This is a genomic window from Streptomyces sp. NPDC059009 (assembly GCF_042740175.1).
Classification (GTDB): domain Bacteria; phylum Actinomycetota; class Actinomycetes; order Streptomycetales; family Streptomycetaceae; genus Streptomyces.
The window spans coordinates 222,345-238,268 of sequence record NZ_JBHYJB010000003.1; the positions used below are offsets into that span (position 1 = coordinate 222,345).

At 70.4% G+C, this 15,924-nt stretch carries 19 protein-coding genes and 4 tRNA genes; 16 read left to right on the plus strand and 7 right to left on the minus strand.

All coding sequences use genetic code 11. The features are described from left to right. Positions 1-2 precede the first annotated feature (2 nt). Positions 3-1,241 (minus strand): APC family permease, encoded by a 1,239-nt coding sequence (locus tag ACFWYM_RS04530; RefSeq protein WP_384829826.1) that lies wholly within the window; start codon positions 1,239-1,241, stop codon positions 3-5. A gap of 86 nt (positions 1,242-1,327) precedes the next feature. Between ACFWYM_RS04530 and ACFWYM_RS04535 the strand changes: the two genes are divergently transcribed. Then, positions 1,328-1,594: a GlsB/YeaQ/YmgE family stress response membrane protein gene (locus tag ACFWYM_RS04535; RefSeq protein ID WP_384829829.1), complete on the plus strand. Its 267-nt coding sequence runs from the start codon at positions 1,328-1,330 to the stop codon at positions 1,592-1,594. A 134-nt stretch (positions 1,595-1,728) separates the two neighbouring features. Here ACFWYM_RS04535 and ACFWYM_RS04540 read toward each other — a convergent pair whose 3' ends face one another. Further along, the gene (locus tag ACFWYM_RS04540; protein ID WP_384829832.1) at positions 1,729-2,217 is read right to left on the minus strand and encodes a YajQ family cyclic di-GMP-binding protein; all 489 of its coding nucleotides are present in this window, start codon (positions 2,215-2,217) and stop codon (positions 1,729-1,731) included. Positions 2,218-2,417: 200 nt separating this feature from the next. Here ACFWYM_RS04540 and ACFWYM_RS04545 point away from each other — a divergent pair. Then, positions 2,418-2,499 (plus strand) — tRNA-Tyr (locus tag ACFWYM_RS04545). An 89-nt stretch (positions 2,500-2,588) separates the two neighbouring features. Then, positions 2,589-2,801, plus strand: a complete 213-nt coding sequence (locus ACFWYM_RS04550; RefSeq protein ID WP_384829835.1) for a hypothetical protein — start codon at positions 2,589-2,591, stop codon at positions 2,799-2,801. Between the two features lie 24 nt (positions 2,802-2,825). On the opposite strand, the gene ACFWYM_RS04555 is transcribed toward ACFWYM_RS04550, so the two are convergent. Both ACFWYM_RS04555 and ACFWYM_RS04560 read right to left on the minus strand, forming a co-directional pair. Beyond that, on the minus strand, positions 2,826-3,482 hold the full coding sequence (locus tag ACFWYM_RS04555; protein WP_384829838.1) for an SDR family oxidoreductase: 657 nt from the start codon (positions 3,480-3,482) through the stop codon (positions 2,826-2,828). Between the two features lie 126 nt (positions 3,483-3,608). Then, positions 3,609-4,892, minus strand: a complete 1,284-nt coding sequence (locus ACFWYM_RS04560) for an amidohydrolase family protein (RefSeq protein WP_384829841.1) — start codon at positions 4,890-4,892, stop codon at positions 3,609-3,611. A gap of 244 nt (positions 4,893-5,136) precedes the next feature. On the opposite strand from ACFWYM_RS04560, the gene ACFWYM_RS04565 reads away from it, so the two are divergent. The 8 genes from ACFWYM_RS04565 to ACFWYM_RS04600 all read left to right on the plus strand — a co-directional run bounded on the left by ACFWYM_RS04565 (position 5,137) and on the right by ACFWYM_RS04600 (position 9,928). Continuing rightward, positions 5,137-5,209 (plus strand) — tRNA-Thr (locus tag ACFWYM_RS04565). Positions 5,210-5,256: 47 nt separating this feature from the next. Next, positions 5,257-5,329 (plus strand) — tRNA-Met (locus ACFWYM_RS04570). 88 nt (positions 5,330-5,417) lie between these two features. Continuing rightward, positions 5,418-5,582, plus strand: a complete 165-nt coding sequence (gene rpmG, locus ACFWYM_RS04575; protein WP_003948671.1) for a 50S ribosomal protein L33 — start codon at positions 5,418-5,420, stop codon at positions 5,580-5,582. Positions 5,583-5,697: 115 nt separating this feature from the next. After that, entirely contained in the window at positions 5,698-6,150 is a 453-nt protein-coding gene (locus ACFWYM_RS04580) for a MaoC family dehydratase N-terminal domain-containing protein (RefSeq protein WP_384829844.1), read from the plus strand. A gap of 3 nt (positions 6,151-6,153) precedes the next feature. Then, the gene (locus tag ACFWYM_RS04585; protein ID WP_384829847.1) at positions 6,154-6,582 is read left to right on the plus strand and encodes a MaoC family dehydratase; all 429 of its coding nucleotides are present in this window, start codon (positions 6,154-6,156) and stop codon (positions 6,580-6,582) included. Between the two features lie 144 nt (positions 6,583-6,726). Next, complete coding sequence (locus ACFWYM_RS04590; protein ID WP_384829850.1) at positions 6,727-7,284, plus strand: TetR/AcrR family transcriptional regulator; 558 nt, start codon at positions 6,727-6,729, stop codon at positions 7,282-7,284. Positions 7,285-7,362: 78 nt separating this feature from the next. Further along, positions 7,363-8,805, plus strand: coding sequence for a DHA2 family efflux MFS transporter permease subunit (locus tag ACFWYM_RS04595; protein ID WP_384829853.1), 1,443 nt, complete (start codon positions 7,363-7,365; stop codon positions 8,803-8,805). Between the two features lie 67 nt (positions 8,806-8,872). Beyond that, positions 8,873-9,928: a UDP-N-acetylmuramate dehydrogenase gene (locus tag ACFWYM_RS04600; RefSeq protein WP_384829856.1), complete on the plus strand. Its 1,056-nt coding sequence runs from the start codon at positions 8,873-8,875 to the stop codon at positions 9,926-9,928. Positions 9,929-9,959: 31 nt separating this feature from the next. Here the strand turns inward: ACFWYM_RS04600 and ACFWYM_RS04605 are convergent, their stop codons facing one another. Beyond that, positions 9,960-10,592, minus strand: coding sequence for an NAD(P)-dependent oxidoreductase (locus tag ACFWYM_RS04605; RefSeq protein ID WP_384829859.1), 633 nt, complete (start codon positions 10,590-10,592; stop codon positions 9,960-9,962). Positions 10,593-10,679: 87 nt separating this feature from the next. On the opposite strand from ACFWYM_RS04605, the gene ACFWYM_RS04610 reads away from it, so the two are divergent. Continuing rightward, entirely contained in the window at positions 10,680-11,276 is a 597-nt protein-coding gene (locus tag ACFWYM_RS04610) for a TetR/AcrR family transcriptional regulator (RefSeq protein WP_384829862.1), read from the plus strand. Here the strand turns inward: ACFWYM_RS04610 and ACFWYM_RS04615 are convergent. After that, complete coding sequence (locus tag ACFWYM_RS04615) at positions 11,269-12,288, minus strand: adenosine deaminase (RefSeq protein ID WP_384829865.1); 1,020 nt, start codon at positions 12,286-12,288, stop codon at positions 11,269-11,271. The genes ACFWYM_RS04610 and ACFWYM_RS04615 overlap by 8 nt on opposite strands. A 148-nt stretch (positions 12,289-12,436) precedes the next feature. Beyond that, complete coding sequence (locus ACFWYM_RS04620; protein ID WP_384829868.1) at positions 12,437-13,663, minus strand: pyridoxal phosphate-dependent aminotransferase; 1,227 nt, start codon at positions 13,661-13,663, stop codon at positions 12,437-12,439. A 182-nt stretch (positions 13,664-13,845) separates the two neighbouring features. Here ACFWYM_RS04620 and ACFWYM_RS04625 point away from each other — a divergent pair. The 4 genes from ACFWYM_RS04625 to rplK all read left to right on the plus strand — a co-directional run bounded on the left by ACFWYM_RS04625 (position 13,846) and on the right by rplK (position 15,891). Next, positions 13,846-13,918, plus strand: a tRNA-Trp gene (locus tag ACFWYM_RS04625). A 107-nt stretch (positions 13,919-14,025) separates the two neighbouring features. Further along, the gene (secE, locus tag ACFWYM_RS04630; RefSeq protein ID WP_384829871.1) at positions 14,026-14,313 is read left to right on the plus strand and encodes a preprotein translocase subunit SecE; all 288 of its coding nucleotides are present in this window, start codon (positions 14,026-14,028) and stop codon (positions 14,311-14,313) included. 77 nt (positions 14,314-14,390) lie between these two features. Then, a complete protein-coding gene (gene nusG / locus ACFWYM_RS04635; protein ID WP_384829874.1) occupies positions 14,391-15,284 on the plus strand; it encodes a transcription termination/antitermination protein NusG in 894 nt (297 codons plus the stop codon). Between the two features lie 172 nt (positions 15,285-15,456). Then, positions 15,457-15,891, plus strand: coding sequence for a 50S ribosomal protein L11 (gene rplK, locus ACFWYM_RS04640; RefSeq protein WP_100594902.1), 435 nt, complete (start codon positions 15,457-15,459; stop codon positions 15,889-15,891). Positions 15,892-15,924 lie beyond the last annotated feature (33 nt).

Below are 15,924 nucleotides of genomic sequence, written 5' to 3' on the forward strand. Positions count from 1 at the left end.
AACTACCCACGGGACAACCACTTCCGCGCCCCGTACACCGCGACCCCCACCCCCAGCACCGCGCTCCCCGCCACCACGGCCCCCACCGGCAGCGCGAAGGCGAGGACCACACACCCCAGGCCCCCCACCAGCGGCCCCATGCGCGCGAGCGGCGACGAACTCAGCGTCCACGCCGAGGCGTTGGCGACGGCGTAGTACACCAGCACCCCGAACGACGAGAAGCCGATCGCACCCCGCACGTCCACCGTCGCCGCGAGCACCGCCACCACGGCGCCCACCACGAGCTCCGCCCGGTGCGGCACCCGGAACCGCGGATGCACCGCCGCGAGCGCCCCCGGCAGATGCCGGTCCCGCGCCATGGCGAGCATCGTCCGCGATACCCCGAGGACCAGCGCGAGCAGCGACCCGAGCGCCGCCACCGCCGCCCCCACCCGCACCACCGGCGCGAGTTCCGGCACCCCCGCCGCCCGCACCGCGTCGGCCAGCGGCGCCGTGGCCCCGGCGAGCCCGCCCGCACCGAGCACCGACAGGGCGGCCACCGCCACGGCCGCGTACACGCACAGCGTGATCCCCAGGGCCAGCCGGACGGCCCGCGGAATGGTCCGCGCCGGATCGCGCACCTCCTCCCCGAGCGTCGCCACGCGCGCGTACCCGGCGAACGCGAAGAAGAGCAGCCCTGCCGCCCGCAGCACCCCGCCCGCCCCACCGGAGAGGTCCACGTCGAGCCGGCCCGCCTCCGCCGCCCCTGAACCGAGACAGACGGCGACGACCGTCGCGAGCACCGCGAGGACCACGGCCACGATCACGCGCGCGAGCCACGCCGACTTCTGCACGCCTCCGTAGGTCACGGCGGTCAGCGCCACCACGGCCCCCGCCGCCACCGCATGTGCCTGCCCCGGCCAGGCGTACGCCCCCACGGTCAGCGCCATCGCCGCGCACGAGGCGGTCTTCCCTACGACGAAGGCCCAGCCCGCGAGGTATCCCCAGAACTCCCCGAGCCGCTCCCGCCCGTACACGTAGGTGCCGCCGGACGCGGGGTACCTGGCGGCGAGCCGTGCGGACGCCGTGGCGTTGCAGTACGCCACCACAGCGGCGATCCCGAGGCCGACGAGCAGCCCCGGCCCCGCCGCCTCCGCCGCGGGCCCCAGAGCGGCGAAGACGCCCGCCCCGACCATCGCCCCGAGCCCGACCACGACCGCGTCCCCGACGCCCAGCGTCCGTCGCAGCTCTGGCTGTGTCATGCGCCGCACCCTACTGATCGCCGCAACCGCGCCCCGTCCGCGCGGCGTCTTCCCCGTCAACAGCGCACGAAAGGTCAGGTCACCGCATGGGCATCCTCAGCTGGATCCTTCTGGGCCTCATCGCCGGAGCCATCGCCAAGGTCCTGCTGCCGGGCCGCGACCCGGGCGGTTTCGTCGGTACGACGGTCATCGGCATCGCCGGCGCCTTCATCGGCGGCTGGCTCTCCGCCCGCTATTTCGACCGCCCCATAGTCAAGGACTTCTTCGACGGAGCCACCTGGGCAGCCGCGATCGGCGGCTCCCTGGTCCTGCTGATCGCCTACCGCCTCCTCTTCGGCAATTCCCGCCGCTGACCTCTCCGTAGGCGCAAGAACTGCAGCCAGCAGCAAGGGCGGGCACCCGGTCCGGGTGCCCGCCCCACGTCTGTCGGCCCTCTCCAGGACGCCGATTGCGGACCGGCCTCTCCTGGAGAGCGATTCGCCTGCGCCTAGCGGTAGTTCACGAACTGCAGCGCGAAGTCGAAGTCCTGCCCCTTGAGCAGCGCCTGCACGGCCTGCAGGTCGTCGCGGCTCTTGGAGCTGACACGCAGCTCGTCGCCCTGGACCTGCGCCTTGACGCCCTTGGGGCCCTCGTCGCGGATGATCTTGGCGACCTTCTTCGCGTTCTCCTGGGAGATGCCCTCCTCGATCGAGGCGAAGATCTTGTACTCCTTGCCGGAGATCTGGGGCTCGCCCGCGTCCAGCGCCTTCAGCGAGATGCCCCGCTTGACGAGCTTGGACTGGAAGACGTCGAGGATCGCCTTGACCCGCTCCTCGCCGCTCGCCTCCATCAGGATCTTCTCGCCGGACCACGAGATCGAAGCGCCCGTGCCCTTGAAGTCGTAGCGCTGCGAGATCTCCTTCGCGGTCTGGTTGAGGGCGTTGTCGACCTCCTGCCGCTCGACCTTCGAGACGATGTCGAAACTGGAGTCGGCCATGTCCTGTGGCTCCTTGTATCGGGGTATGCGTACTCAGCGGATACACGGCCTACAGCCGCCGACCGCATCCCGCAAAGCCTAGCCACTGCCCCCGCGCGGGGTGCCGATCAATCGGGTGGCGAAGCACCCCTGTGCATCAGGTATCGTTTACGTCGTTGCCACGGAGCGCCGCCCCAAAGCGGATCTCAGGCAGCGACCCAGGCGGTGTGCCCGAGCGGCCAAAGGGAGCAGACTGTAAATCTGCCGGCTCAGCCTTCCCAGGTTCGAATCCTGGCGCCGCCACATTGAGGAAGCCCCCTCCAACTGCGGAAACGCAGCATGGAGGGGGCTTTTTCGTATGCACGCCGCCACGGCGCGGGCAGACTGTCCCCATGTCGTCCCGTCGCAGGAACTGCCCGGAGTGCCGCCGCGAGATCGCCGTCGTCGCGGGCCGCTTCGCACGCCACGACCCTCCAGGAGCGCACGGCACCGGCGAGCTCGTCTCCTGCCCCGGCTCCCGCAGGCTGGCCCAACTCGGCGCCGCACAACCGGCTCTCGACGGCTACACGGTCCCGGACTTCCCGGGCCAGCTGCCGCTGTTCTGACGCGCCTGCTCCTCGCTCAGAAGCTCAGTTGCCCGCCACGGACTTGACCGCCACGGAGACGGGCGTGGAGCCGCTGATCAGCTCCAGCGTCAGCCCCGCCGTGGCCGCGCTCTCCAGGAGCTCGGCCAGGACCGCGGCGACATCGTCCCGGGGGACCGGCCCGCGCCCCGTAGACGCCTCCAGACGTACGAGACCGGTGCCCGCGTCGTCCGTGAGCATCCCGGGCCGCAGGATCGTCCAGTCGAGCCCCGCACGCGCGCGTACGTTCGCGTCGGCCTCGCCCTTGGCGCGCAGATAGGCGTCGAAGACCTCGTCGCCCGGGCGGGCCGGATCCGCGCCCATCGAGGACACCACGACATAGCGCCGCACCCCGGCCTGCTCCGCCGCGTCGGCGAAGAGCACGGCAGCGCCCCGGTCGACGGTCTCCTTGCGGTCGATACCGCTGCTGGGCCCCGCGCCCGCGGCGAACACCGCCGCGTCCGCGCCCTCCAGGTGGCGCGCGACCTCGTCGACGGACGCCGACTCCAGGTCGCACAGCACCGGTTCGGCACCGGCGTCCCGCAGATCGGCTTCCTGCCCGGCATTGCGGATCAGCCCGGCTACTTCGTCACCGCGCGCGGCGAGCAGACGCTCCAGCCGCAGCGCGATCTGACCGTGTCCCCCAGCGATGACAATGCGCATGCTTCCGACCGTACGGCAGGCGCGACCGCTTCGCCCCGGCACGCACGCGTGCCCCCACAGCGGGCAGCGCGCTTCCGGACAGGCGCGCGGGCCGGCCCGCTCAGGCCCGGCGGTCCCGGGCGCGCGTCAGGACGGCTCGCCGCCCTTCGTGCGCCCCTGCTCACTGCCCTTCGACCGCCCCTGCCGCGGCAGGTCGAGCGCGACGGCAGCCGCCGAGTCGCAGTATTCGCGCACCGCGCTGGTCCGCGCCACCACGCGCCCCCGGTGCACCACGATGCGGCTGTACGCGAGCGAGAGCGCGCCCGCGAGCCGGTCCCCGCGCACGGCGAGCAGCTCGGCCGGAAAGCCCGCCTCCACGCGGACCTCGGGCAGCCCCATGGCCGCGCGCGCCGCCCCGCTCACCGCCCCGTACGCGTCTTCGGGTCGCAGCCCGCTCCGCGAGGCCAGCAGATAGGCGGCCTCCAGCGGATCCCCGCGCCCCACCGGGTTCGACACGTCGCGCATCGCCCCGCTGCCCGCCGCGAGCCGCACCCCCGCCGACCGCAGCAGCCGCACCGGCGCCACCCCGCGCCCCTCCGCCCCTCCGCACCCGCCCTGCGGCAGGCAGACCACGGTCACCCCGGCCGCCGCCAGCTGATCCGCGGCCCGTGAGGCGACGTCGGCGGGCAGCCGCCCGAGTCCCCCGCACGGCCCGATGCTCACTCCCGGCCGCAGCCCGCCCGCCATCGCGGCGAGCCGGGCGAGCCGCGCCGGGTCGCTGCCGTCCGTGTGCAGGTCGACGGGGCAGCCGTGCTCCGCCGCGATCTCCAGGACAGCTTCCGCGTACCCCGTCGGATCGGGGTCGACATCGGGACAGCCGCCCACTACGGAGGCGCCCATTTTCACGGCGTCCCGCAGCATCGCGAGCCCGTCGGCCCCAGCCGCTCCGGTCAGCAGCCGCGGCATCGCCACGGCCGTCAGATCGACGAGCCCGCGCAACGAGCGCCGCGCCTGGAGCACCGCCTCCATCGACGTCAGCCCCTGGAGATCTCCGATGCGCACGTGCGAGCGCAGCGCCGTCGCCCCGTGGCCGAGCTGCAGCAGGGCGGCCTCGGTGGTGCGCCGCTGGACGTCCGCGAGTTCGTACGAGACGGGGCCCTCGGCGTCCGCGGACAGTGCGGTGTCGCCATGGGCGTGCGGCTCGGCGGCCGCGGGCAGCAGGAGGTAGCCGCCGAGGTCTACGCGCGCGGCGTGCGCGGTGAGGCTGCCGGCGGTCCCGACCGCCTCGATGTGGCCGCCCCCGAGCCGCACGTCCACGGTCCTGCCGTCGGTGAGCCGGGCCCCGCACAGCAGCAAGGAAGACGCCTCGGCGGCGGACTCGCCGCTGGAGGACCCGGAGGAGTGGGGCTGCTGCGGCTGACTGTCGGGCATCGCGCTCCTGTGGTTCGGGGGCGGCTGCTGGGGCGTCGAGGCGCACAAGATCACGCAGCGTGAGTCGAGCCTAGGGTGACGACCGGCCCGCTTCGAGGAGGAGCGCAATAGTCGTACCGGTGTGGTGCGGGGTACCGATGGGGCGTATCCAGACGGCAGTGACGGGGCTGCCCATGCCCCCGGACGGCCCTGGCGAAACGGATTTGGGCGATCGGCGACCGAGCGTGTAATGTCTTCATCGCTCGCCCCAATAGCTCAGTCGGTAGAGCGTCTCCATGGTAAGGAGAAGGTCTGCGGTTCGATTCCGCATTGGGGCTCTGATGTCGAGTGATCCTCGCCTTCGGGCGAGGGGATCCGGCATCGCAGCGGTGTAGCTCAGTCGGTAGAGCAAGCGGCTCATAATCGCTGTGTCACCGGTTCAAGTCCGGTCACCGCTACTCCTGGTAGCCGATTGTGGGGTCGGTCCTTCGATCGGCTACTCTTTTTTGCGTTCATCCGTCCATCCGTCCGTCAAGGAGCACTCACGTGGCTGCCACCGACGTCCGCCCGAAGATCACGCTGGCCTGCGTGGAGTGCAAGGAGCGGAACTACATCACCAAGAAGAACCGGCGCAACAACCCGGACCGTCTTGAGATGAAGAAGCACTGCCCGCGTTGCAACGCGCACACCGCGCACCGCGAAACGCGATAAATACAGGCTCGTTCGTGAGGCCGTCCCCGATTGCTGGGGGCGGCCTCACGGCGTTTACAGATCAGGCCGCATCTGTTTCGGCCAGTCGACCTTCAGCTGCAGGAGGTGCCGAGCCATGGCGCTCGACCAGTCCTTCGTGGGGCGGTCCTACCCGCCCACCGACCCCTATGAGGTCGGCCGGGAGAAGATCCGGGAGTTCGCCGAGGCCGTGGGGGACGCCAACCCCGCGTACGTCGACCCGGAGGCCGCCAAGGCGCTCGGGCACCCGGATGTGATCGCCCCGCCGACCTTCGTCTTCGCGATCTCCTTCAAGGCCGCGGGCCAGGTCATCGAGGACCCCCAGCTGGGGCTCGACTACAGCCGCGTCGTGCACGGCGACCAGAAGTTCTCGTACCGGCGCCCCGTGCGCGCGGGCGACCGGCTCACGGTCACGTCGACCATCGAGGCGATCAAGTCCATGGCGGGCAACGACATCCTGGACATCCGGGGTGAGGTGCACGACGAGGCAGGGGAGCACGTGGTGACCGCGTGGACCAAGCTCGTCGCGCGTGCGGTCGAGGAGGCGTAAGCGATGGCGGCGAAGATTTCCTACGACGACGTCGAGGTCGGTACGGAGCTGCCGGCCCAGACCTTCCCCGTGACGCGCGCCACGCTCGTCCAGTACGCGGGTGCCTCCGGGGACTTCAACCCGATCCACTGGAACGAGAAGTTCGCGGTCGAGGTCGGTCTCCCGGACGTCATCGCGCACGGCATGTTCACCATGGCCGAGGCGATCCGCGTCGTGACGGACTGGACGGGCGACCCGGCCGCCGTCGTCGAGTACGGCGTGCGTTTTACCAAGCCCGTCGTGGTCCCGAACGACGACAAGGGCGCGACCATCGAGGTCAGCGCCAAGGTCGCCGCCAAGCTGGACGACAGCCAGGTGCGGGTCGACCTCACGGCGATGAGCGCGGGCCAGAAGGTCCTCGGCATGTCGCGCGCGGTCGTGCGGCTGGCCTGAGCTTCGAGAGCTTCGAAAGCGCGCAGTAAGGGGCACCCGGCCATTGCGGGTGCCCCTTACGCGTATGAGGCGGCGGCTCACGCGGTGAGGGTGGCGCGCACCACCCTCTTGACGTAGATAGTGATTGGCCACTAACTTCCTTGCATGGCAAGGATGAGCGCAGAGGAGCGACGTGAGAGCGTCATCCGCGCGGCGATGACCGAGTTCGCCCGCGGCGGCTACAAGGGCACCTCCACCGAGGCGATCGCCAAGCGGGTCGGTGTCTCGCAGCCGTATCTCTTCCGCCTTTTCCCCGGCAAGCAGGCCATCTTCCAGGCGGCGTCCATGCGTTGCTGTCAGGAGACCACCGAAGTCTTCAGGAGGGCGTCCGAGGGGCTCGAGGGGGAGGCCGCCCTGCACGCCATGGGCGCGGCCTACCAGGCGCTCATCGCCGACGACCCGGACAAGCTGCTCATGCAGATGCAGATCTACGTCGCCGTGGCCGCCGCGGAGGCGGCCGGGGACCACGAGTTCGGTGAGGCGCTCCGGTCGGCGTGGATGGAGATGTACGACGTGTGCCGGCTGGCGCTGGGGGCGGATGTCGGCGAGACGACGCAGTTCCTCGCCTACGGGATGCTCATCAACGTCCTGGTCTCGATGGGCTTTCAGCCCGATCATCGAGTCTGGACCGGCTTCTACGACTCGTCGCAGCCCAAGGGCTGAGTCGTGCGCAGGTGAGTGGGGGCGGGCTTTCTGTGTCCGCAAAAGTTAGTCATTGATAACTAACAACAAGGGGAAGCAATGTCACAGCAAGCCGAACGTCGCGGGGGAGTCGTCTGGGCCCTCGTCGTCACCAGCGCCGCCGGATTCATGGCGGCCCTCGACAACCTCGTGGTCACCACCGCCCTGCCCTCCATCCGAAAGGACCTCGGCGGGGCCCTGGAGGACCTTGAATGGACCGTGAGCGCCTACACGCTCACCTTCGCCGTGCTGCTGATGTTCGGCGCGGCCCTGGGGGACCGCTTCGGCCGCCGCTGGCTCTTCCTCATGGGCCTGGTGATCTTCACGGGGGCCTCCGCGGGCGCGGCGCTCGCACCCGGCATCGGCGGGCTGATCGCCGCCCGCGCGGTCCAGGGCGTCGGCGCCGCGATCATGATGCCGCTGACGCTGACCCTGCTCACGGCCGCCGTGCCCGTGGCCAAGCGCGGTATGGCGTACGGGATTTGGGGTGCCGTCAACGGCCTCGCGGTGGCCAGCGGCCCGCTCATCGGCGGCAGCCTCACCGAACATGTGTCGTGGCAGTGGATCTTCTGGCTGAACGTGCCGATCGGCCTGGCCCTGCTGCCGCTCGCCCGGCTGCGCCTCGCGGAGTCGTACGGCACGGGGGCGCCCTTGGACATCGTCGGCACCGTGCTCGCCAGCGGCGGACTCTTCGGGATCGTGTACGGCCTGATCCGCGGCAACATCGACGGCTGGACCAGCATGCCGGTCCTCACCGGGCTGTTCGCGGGCGCCGCGCTCCTTGCCGGGTTCATCCATCACGGCATCCGCAACGCCAACCCCATGCTCCCCATGCGTCTCTTCCGCAGCCGCGCCTTCTCCGCGATCAACGCCGCCAGCCTGCTGATGTTCGTCGGGATGTTCGGCTCGATCTTCCTGCTCAGCCAGTTCCTCCAGGGCGTCCTCGGCTACTCGCCCACCGAGGCGGGGCTGCGGATGCTGCCCTGGACCGGCATGCCGATGCTCGTCTCGCCGATCGCGGGCTATCTCTCGGGCCGGATCGGCGGCCGCCCGGTCGTCGCCGCGGGGCTCGTGCTGCAGGCCGTCGGCCTCGGCTGGTTCGCCACCGTCGTCGCCACCGACGTGTCGTACGCCGCACAGCTCCCCGCCCTGATCCTCAGCGGCATCGGCATGGCCCTGTACTTCGCCCCGGCCGCCGACCTGGTCATGTCCAGCGTCCGCCCCTCGGAGCAGGGCATCGCGTCCGGCGCCAACAACGCCCTGCGGGAGGTCGGCGGCGCCCTCGGCATCGCGATCCTGGCCTCGGTCTTCTCCGGCCAGGGCGGCTGGGAGTCGCCGCAGGCCGCCGTGGACGGGCTGCAGCCCGCGCTCTGGGCGGGCGCCGCGGTGGTGGCCCTGGCGGCGGTGGCGGCGGCGCTGCTGCCGCGGCGGTCGGCGGCCGGGAGCCCCGTGGCGGCCGCCGTGGAGCCCGCGGCCGAGGAGCGCGCCCCGGCCGGTGTCTGACCACGGCGGCTCCCGCGGTCCGTGGCCCCGCCCGAGCGGTGGGGCCACGGACCGTACCCTTGTGCACGTGCAGGAACTTCACGACGCCCCCCTCGCCCCGCTGACCACCTTCCGGCTCGGCGGCCCCGCGACCCGCCTGATCACCGCGACGACCGACGCCGAGGTGATCGCCGCCGTCCGCGAGGCCGACGACACCGGTACGCCACTGCTGCTCATCGGCGGCGGCAGCAACCTGGTCATCGGCGACAAGGGCTTCGCGGGCACCGCCCTGCGCATCGCCACCCAGGGCTTCGAACTCGACGGCACGAAGCTGGAGTTGGCGGCCGGCGAGATCTGGACCGACGCCGTCGCGCGGACGGTCGAGGCGGGTCTCGCGGGCGTCGAGTGCCTCGCCGGAATCCCCGGCTCCGCAGGCGCGACGCCGATCCAGAACGTGGGGGCGTACGGCCAGGAGGTCTCGTCGACGATCACCGAAGTGATCGCGTACGACCGGAAGACCCAGGAAACGGTCACGATTCCGAACGCCGAGTGCGACTTCTCGTACCGTCACAGCCGCTTCAAGACCGATCCCGACCGCTATGTGGTCCTGCGCGTGCGCTTCGAGCTGGAGGACGCGGGCGGCCAGAGCGCCCCGATCAAGTACGCGGAGACGGCCCGCACGCTCGGCGTGGAGGCGGGTGACCGCGTGCCCGCCGCCCTCGCCCGGGAGACGGTCCTGAAGCTCCGCTCGGGCAAGGGCATGGTGCTCGACCCCGAGGACCACGACTCCTGGTCGGCCGGGTCCTTCTTCACCAACCCGATCCTCACCGAGGAGGAGTTCGCCGCCTTCCGCGCGCGCGTGGAGCAGCGCCTGGGCGCGGACACCGCCCCGCCCGCCTTCCCGGCGGGGGAGGGGCGCGTGAAGACCTCCGCGGCCTGGCTCATCGACAAGGCGGGCTTCACCAAGGGCTACGGATCGGGGCCTGCCCGCATCTCCACGAAGCACACGCTCGCGCTCACCAACCGGGGCGGCGCCACTACGGAGGACCTGCTCGCACTGGCCCGTGAGGTCGTCGCCGGAGTGCGCGAGACCTTCGGGATCACGCTGGTCAACGAGCCGGTGACGGTGGGCGTCAGCCTGTAGGCAATGGCCGGAGGGTGGTCAGTGGGCCACCTCAGTAAGCCACCCCCACCCCCTGCTTCACGGTGGCCGGATCGTCGATCATGGCCAGCATCGCGTGCGCCACGTCCGCCCGCGCGATCGTCCGCCCCGCGCGCGGGAAGCTGCCCACGGCCGTCCGGTACGAGCCCGTGAGCGGCTTGTCGAGCAGCCGCGGCGGCCGCACCGACGTCCAGTCCGTCGCGCTGCCCGCCAACTCGGCCTCCATGGCGGTCAGGTCGGCGTAGACGTCCTTCAGGATCATGCTGATCACGGCCCGCATGGCACGGTCCAGCAGCGGTGTGTCCGCGGGTTCGAGCCCCACCGGCCCGGCGCTCACCACCAGGAGGCGGCGCACCCCCTCCGCCTCCATGGCCCGCAGTACCGGGCGGGTCACCTCGGTGGCGATGCCCGCGTCCGCGCGCTTGCGGGCGCCGAGTCCCGACAGGACCGCGTCCCGGTCGGCGACCGCAGGCCGCAGCGCTTCCGCGTCCTTGAGGTCGGCCCGGAACACCTCCAGGCGCTCGCCGGTCACTGTGAACCTGGCAGGGTCCCGCACGACCGCCGTCACCTCGTGGCCCGCGTTGAGCGCCTGCTTGACGATCTCCTGGCCGATGCCCCCGGTCGCACCGAAAACTGTGAGCTTCATGGCACACCCTCCCAAGGTGGGTAAGTATTCACTCACCCCTAGGGTGAGTGGGCACTCACCCACTCGTCAAGCTTCTTTGGAGTACGCATGCAGCAGAAGCCGACCCGCACCCGCCTCGTCGACGCCGCACGCGAACTCATGCTGACCCTCGGCCTCGCGCGCACCACCACCAAGGAGATCGCCAAGGCGGCCGGCTGCTCCGAAGCGGCTCTCTACAAGCACTTCGCCAACAAGGAGGAGCTGTTCGTGACGGTCCTCAACGAACGGCTGCCCCGGCTCAACCCGCTCCTGACCAGGCTCGTCCTCGACTCGGGCGGGCACAGCGTCGAGGAGAACCTCACCGAGATCGCCCGCCAGGCGGCCCTCTTCTACGCGCAGACCTTCCCGATGGCCGCCTCCCTGTACGCGGAGCCCCAGCTCAAGCGCCGCCATGAAGAGGTGATGCGCGAGATGGGCACGGGCCCGCACAAGCCCATCGAGGGCCTGGACGCCTATCTGCGCGCCGAACAGAAGGCGGGCCGCATCCGCGCGGACGCCGACACCCACGCCGCCGCGTCGCTCCTCCTGGGGGCCTGTGCCCAGCGCGCTTTCGCGTACGAAATGACGCCGGACGGCCAACCACCGCAGCCCGTCGACGAGTTCGCGGCAGCCGTCGCCCGCACCCTCCTGAGCGGAATCAGCTAGCCAGCCACGCGTCGACCCCGGAAAGCAGCTTCTCCTTGATGTCGACGGGGGCGGCCGACCCGCGCACCGACTGCCGCGCGAGCTCGGCCAGCGCGGCGTCGTCGAAGCCGTGGTGGCGCCGCGCGAGCTCGTACTGAGCGGCGAGCCGCGACCCGAAGAGCAGCGGATCGTCGGCGCCGAGCGCCAGCGGCACCCCGGCCTCGTACAAGGTCCGCAGCGGCACGTCCTCGGGCTTCTCGTAGACGCCGAGCGCCACATTCGAAGCCGGGCAGACCTCGCAGGTCACGCCCCGCTCGGCGAGGCGCCGCAGCAGCCGTGGGTCCTCGGCGGCCCGCACCCCGTGCCCGATCCGGGAGGCGTGCAGGTCGTCCAGGCAGTCCCGCACGGACGAAGGGCCCGTCAGCTCGCCCCCGTGCGGGGCGGACAGCAGCCCGCCTTCGCGGGCGATGTGGAAGGCGCGGTCGAAGTCCCGTGCCATGCCGCGCCGTTCGTCATTGGAGAGCCCGAAGCCGACGATGCCGCGGTCGGCGTAGCGCACCGCGAGCCGGGCCAGCGTGCGGGCGTCCAGCGGGTGCTTCATGCGGTTGGCCGCGACCAGCACCCGCATCCCGAGCCCGGTCTCCCGCTGCGCGCTGTCCACGGCGTCCAGGATGATCTCCAGGGCCGGGATGAGCCCGCCGAGCCGAGGCGCGTACGACGTCGGGTCCACCTGGATCTCCAGCCACCCCGAGCCGTCCCGCAGATCCTCCTCGGCGGCCTCGCGCACGAGGCGCTGGATGTCCTCGGGCTCCCGCAGGCAGGACCGGGCGGCATCGTAGAGCCGCTGGAAGCGGAACCAGCCGCGCTCGTCGGTGGCCCGTAGCTTCGGTGGCTCGGCGCCGGTCAGCGCCTCGGGCAGCCGGACGCCGTACTTGTCGGCGAGATCCAGCAGGGTCGAGGGGCGCATCGACCCCGTGAAGTGCAAGTGCAGATGGGCCTTCGGCAGCTCTCTTACGTCGCGTACACGCTCCATCCCAAGATCCTGCCGTACACACCTGTCGTACCGGTAGCCGCTTTTCCCCATCGGGTACCTGCCCGAACTGACAAACGGGCCCCTCCGTAGACACTTTCTACGGAGGGGCCCGTCCACGCGCGCGTGGAGCGCGAAAACCGCGAAGGCGTCAGTCGCGGGCCTCCGCGAGCAGCTTCTGCAGCCGGGAGACGCCCTCGACCAGGTCCTCGTCCCCGAGGGCGTACGAGAGGCGCAGATAGCCCGGCGTACCGAACGCCTCGCCCGGCACCACGGCGACCTCGACCTCGTCCAGGATCAGCGCGGCCAGCTCGACCGAGTCCTGCGGACGCTTGCCGCGGATCTCCTTGCCGAGCAGCGCCTTCACCGACGGGTAGGCGTAGAAGGCGCCCTCCGGCTCGGGGCAGACCACGCCGTCGATCTCGTTGAGCATCCGCACGATGGTCCTGCGGCGCCGGTCGAATGCCTCACGCATCTTCTCCACGGCGGTCAGATCGCCGGAGACGGCGGCGATGGCCGCGGCCTGGGCCACATTGGAGACGTTCGACGTGGCGTGCGACTGGAGGTTCGTCGCGGCCTTCACGACGTCCTTCGGGCCGATGATCCAGCCCACGCGCCAGCCCGTCATCGCGAACGTCTTGGCGACGCCGTTGACCACGATGCACTTGTCGCGCAGCTCGGGCAGGATCGCGGGCAGCGACGTGAACTTCGCGTCTCCGTAGACGAGGTGCTCGTAGATCTCGTCGGTGAGGACCCACAGGCCGTGCTCGGCGGCCCAGCGGCCGATCGCCTCCGCGTCGGCCTCGCTGTAGACCGCGCCCGTCGGGTTGGACGGCGAGACGAACAGCACGACCTTCGTGCGCTCGGTGCGCGCGGCCTCCAGCTGCTCCACCGTGACGCGGTACCCGGTGGTCTCGTCGGCGACGACGTCGACCGGGACGCCGCCCGCGAGGCGGATCGACTCGGGGTAGGTGGTCCAGTACGGGGCCGGGACGATGACCTCGTCGCCCGGGTCGAGGATCGCGGCGAACGCCTGGTAGATGGCCTGCTTGCCGCCGTTGGTCACCAGGACCTGGGAGGCGTCGACCTCGTAACCGGAGTCGCGCAGCGTCTTCGCGGCGATCGCGGCCTTGAGCTCGGGCAGGCCGCCCGCGGGCGTGTAGCGGTGGTACTTCGGGTTCTTGCAGGCTTCGATGGCCGCTTCGACGATGTAGTCCGGGGTCGGGAAGTCGGGCTCACCTGCGCCGAACCCGATCACCGGCCGCCCGGCGGCCTTGAGGGCCTTGGCCTTGGCGTCCACGGCGAGGGTCGCGGACTCGGAGATAGCGCCGATGCGGGCAGAGACCCGGCGCTCGGTGGGAGGAGTAGCAGCGCTCATGAGCCCCATGGTTCCAGACCCCCAAGAGGCCCGGCACACAGGTTTCCAAGACCATCGGATCCGTATCTGTTCGACGGGGGCTCGCAGACCACGTACACTCTTCCCTCGTTGGCCTTCAACGGCCGCAGCCTCTCAACGCACTCCGTGCACATGGGCGGATGCGGTAGGTTGGGGGAAATCAAAGGGTCGTAGCTCAATTGGTAGAGCACTGGTCTCCAAAACCAGCGGTTGGGGGTTCAAGTCCCTCCGGCCCTGCTACACACTCCTTCGCCAGGATGTGTGCGCATGTACGTACTGCAATGCACCGCCGTGCGGCTCAACCGGGCGCGGCACGGCCACGACCCGGAATCAGGTGAGGACGAGTGACGGACGCCGTGGGCTCCATCGACATGCCTGATGCCCAGGATGAGGCGCCGGAGTCGAAGAAGAAGGCTCGTAAGGGCGGTAAGCGCGGCAAGAAGGGCCCCTTCGGTCGGCTCGCGCTCTTCTACCGCCAGATCGTCGCCGAGCTCCGCAAGGTCGTCTGGCCGACGCGAGGCCAGCTCACGACGTACACCACCGTGGTGATTGTCTTCGTCGTCATCATGATTGGTCTTGTGACCGTGATTGACTATGGCTTCAACCACGCAGTCAGCTACATCTTCGGCTGAGCCGAAAGCGAAGGGCGCCGTTCCCGGCGCCCCTATTCGCGTGTTCCACCCCTTGTATCCAGGAAGAAGCAGCCACCGTGTCTGACCCGAACCTGAACGACGCCATCGAGTCGGCGGAGTCCGTGGAGGACCAGATCGACATCGTCGAGGCGGCGGACGCCGAGGGCCCGGACCAGGCCGAGGCTGCCGACGCCGCCGCAGGCGCAGCCGCCGAAGAGGCCGCCCTCCACCTCGAGGGCGACGCCGAGGCTGTCGCGGAGTCCGAAGAGGACGAGGCCGCTGTCGCCGAGGTCGCCGACGAGGAGAGCGCCGAGGACGAGGCGCCCGTCGAGACCGAGGAAGAGGCCGAGCCGGTCGATCCGATCGCCGCCCTCCGTGACGAGCTCCGCACCCTCCCCGGCGAGTGGTACGTCATCCACACGTACGCCGGTTACGAGAACCGCGTGAAGACCAACCTCGAGCAGCGCGCCGTCTCGCTGAACGTCGAGGACTTCATCTTCCAGGCCGAGGTGCCGCAGGAAGAGGTCGCGCAGATCAAGAACGGCGAGCGCAAGACCATCCGTCAGAACAAGCTCCCCGGCTACGTGCTGGTGCGCATGGACCTGACGAACGAGTCCTGGGGCGTCGTCCGCAACACCCCCGGCGTCACCGGCTTCGTGGGCAACGCCTACGACCCGTACCCGCTGACCCTGGACGAGATCGTCAAGATGCTCGCCCCGGAGGCCGAGGAGAAGGCCGCCCGCGAGGCCGCCGAGGCCGAGGGCAAGCCCGCTCCGCAGCGCAAGGTCGAGGTCCAGGTCCTGGACTTCGAGGTGGGCGACTCGGTCACCGTCACCGACGGCCCGTTCGCGACGCTGCAGGCGACGATCAACGAGATCAACGCCGACTCGAAGAAGGTCAAGGGCCTCGTCGAGATCTTCGGCCGCGAGACCCCGGTCGAGCTGAGCTTCGACCAGATCCAGAAGAACTAGGTTCTTCCGGACCGCACGCTTCCGAGCAGGTCAGACGGGCTGCCAAAGCCCGTCTGACCTGCTCGGTTTTTGGCCGCGCATGGATACCCGTTATCGTTGTGCGGTATGCCTCCATCCGGATGATCCGGACTGGATGGCTGAACACTCTCACTAAGACCCGGAGAGAGAGCACATGCCTCCCAAGAAGAAGAAGGTCACGGGGCTTATCAAGCTCCAGATCCAGGCCGGCGCCGCCAACCCGGCTCCGCCGGTCGGCCCCGCGCTGGGCCAGCACGGCGTCAACATCATGGAGTTCTGCAAGGCCTACAACGCCGCGACCGAGTCGCAGCGCGGTTGGGTCATCCCGGTGGAGATCACGGTCTACGAAGACCGTTCCTTCACCTTCATCACCAAGACGCCTCCGGCCGCCAAGATGATCCTCAAGGCCGCGGGCATCGAGAAGGGCTCCGGCGAGCCGCACAAGACCAAGGTCGCGAAGATCACCGACGCGCAGGTCCGCGAGATCGCCACCACCAAGATGGCCGACCTGAACGCCAACGACCTGGACGCCGCGGCGAAGATCATCGCCGGTACCGCGCGCTCCATGGGCGTCACGGTCGAGGGCTGACCTCACCCCGTTTGACCTTTCAGTGGTAGGGCC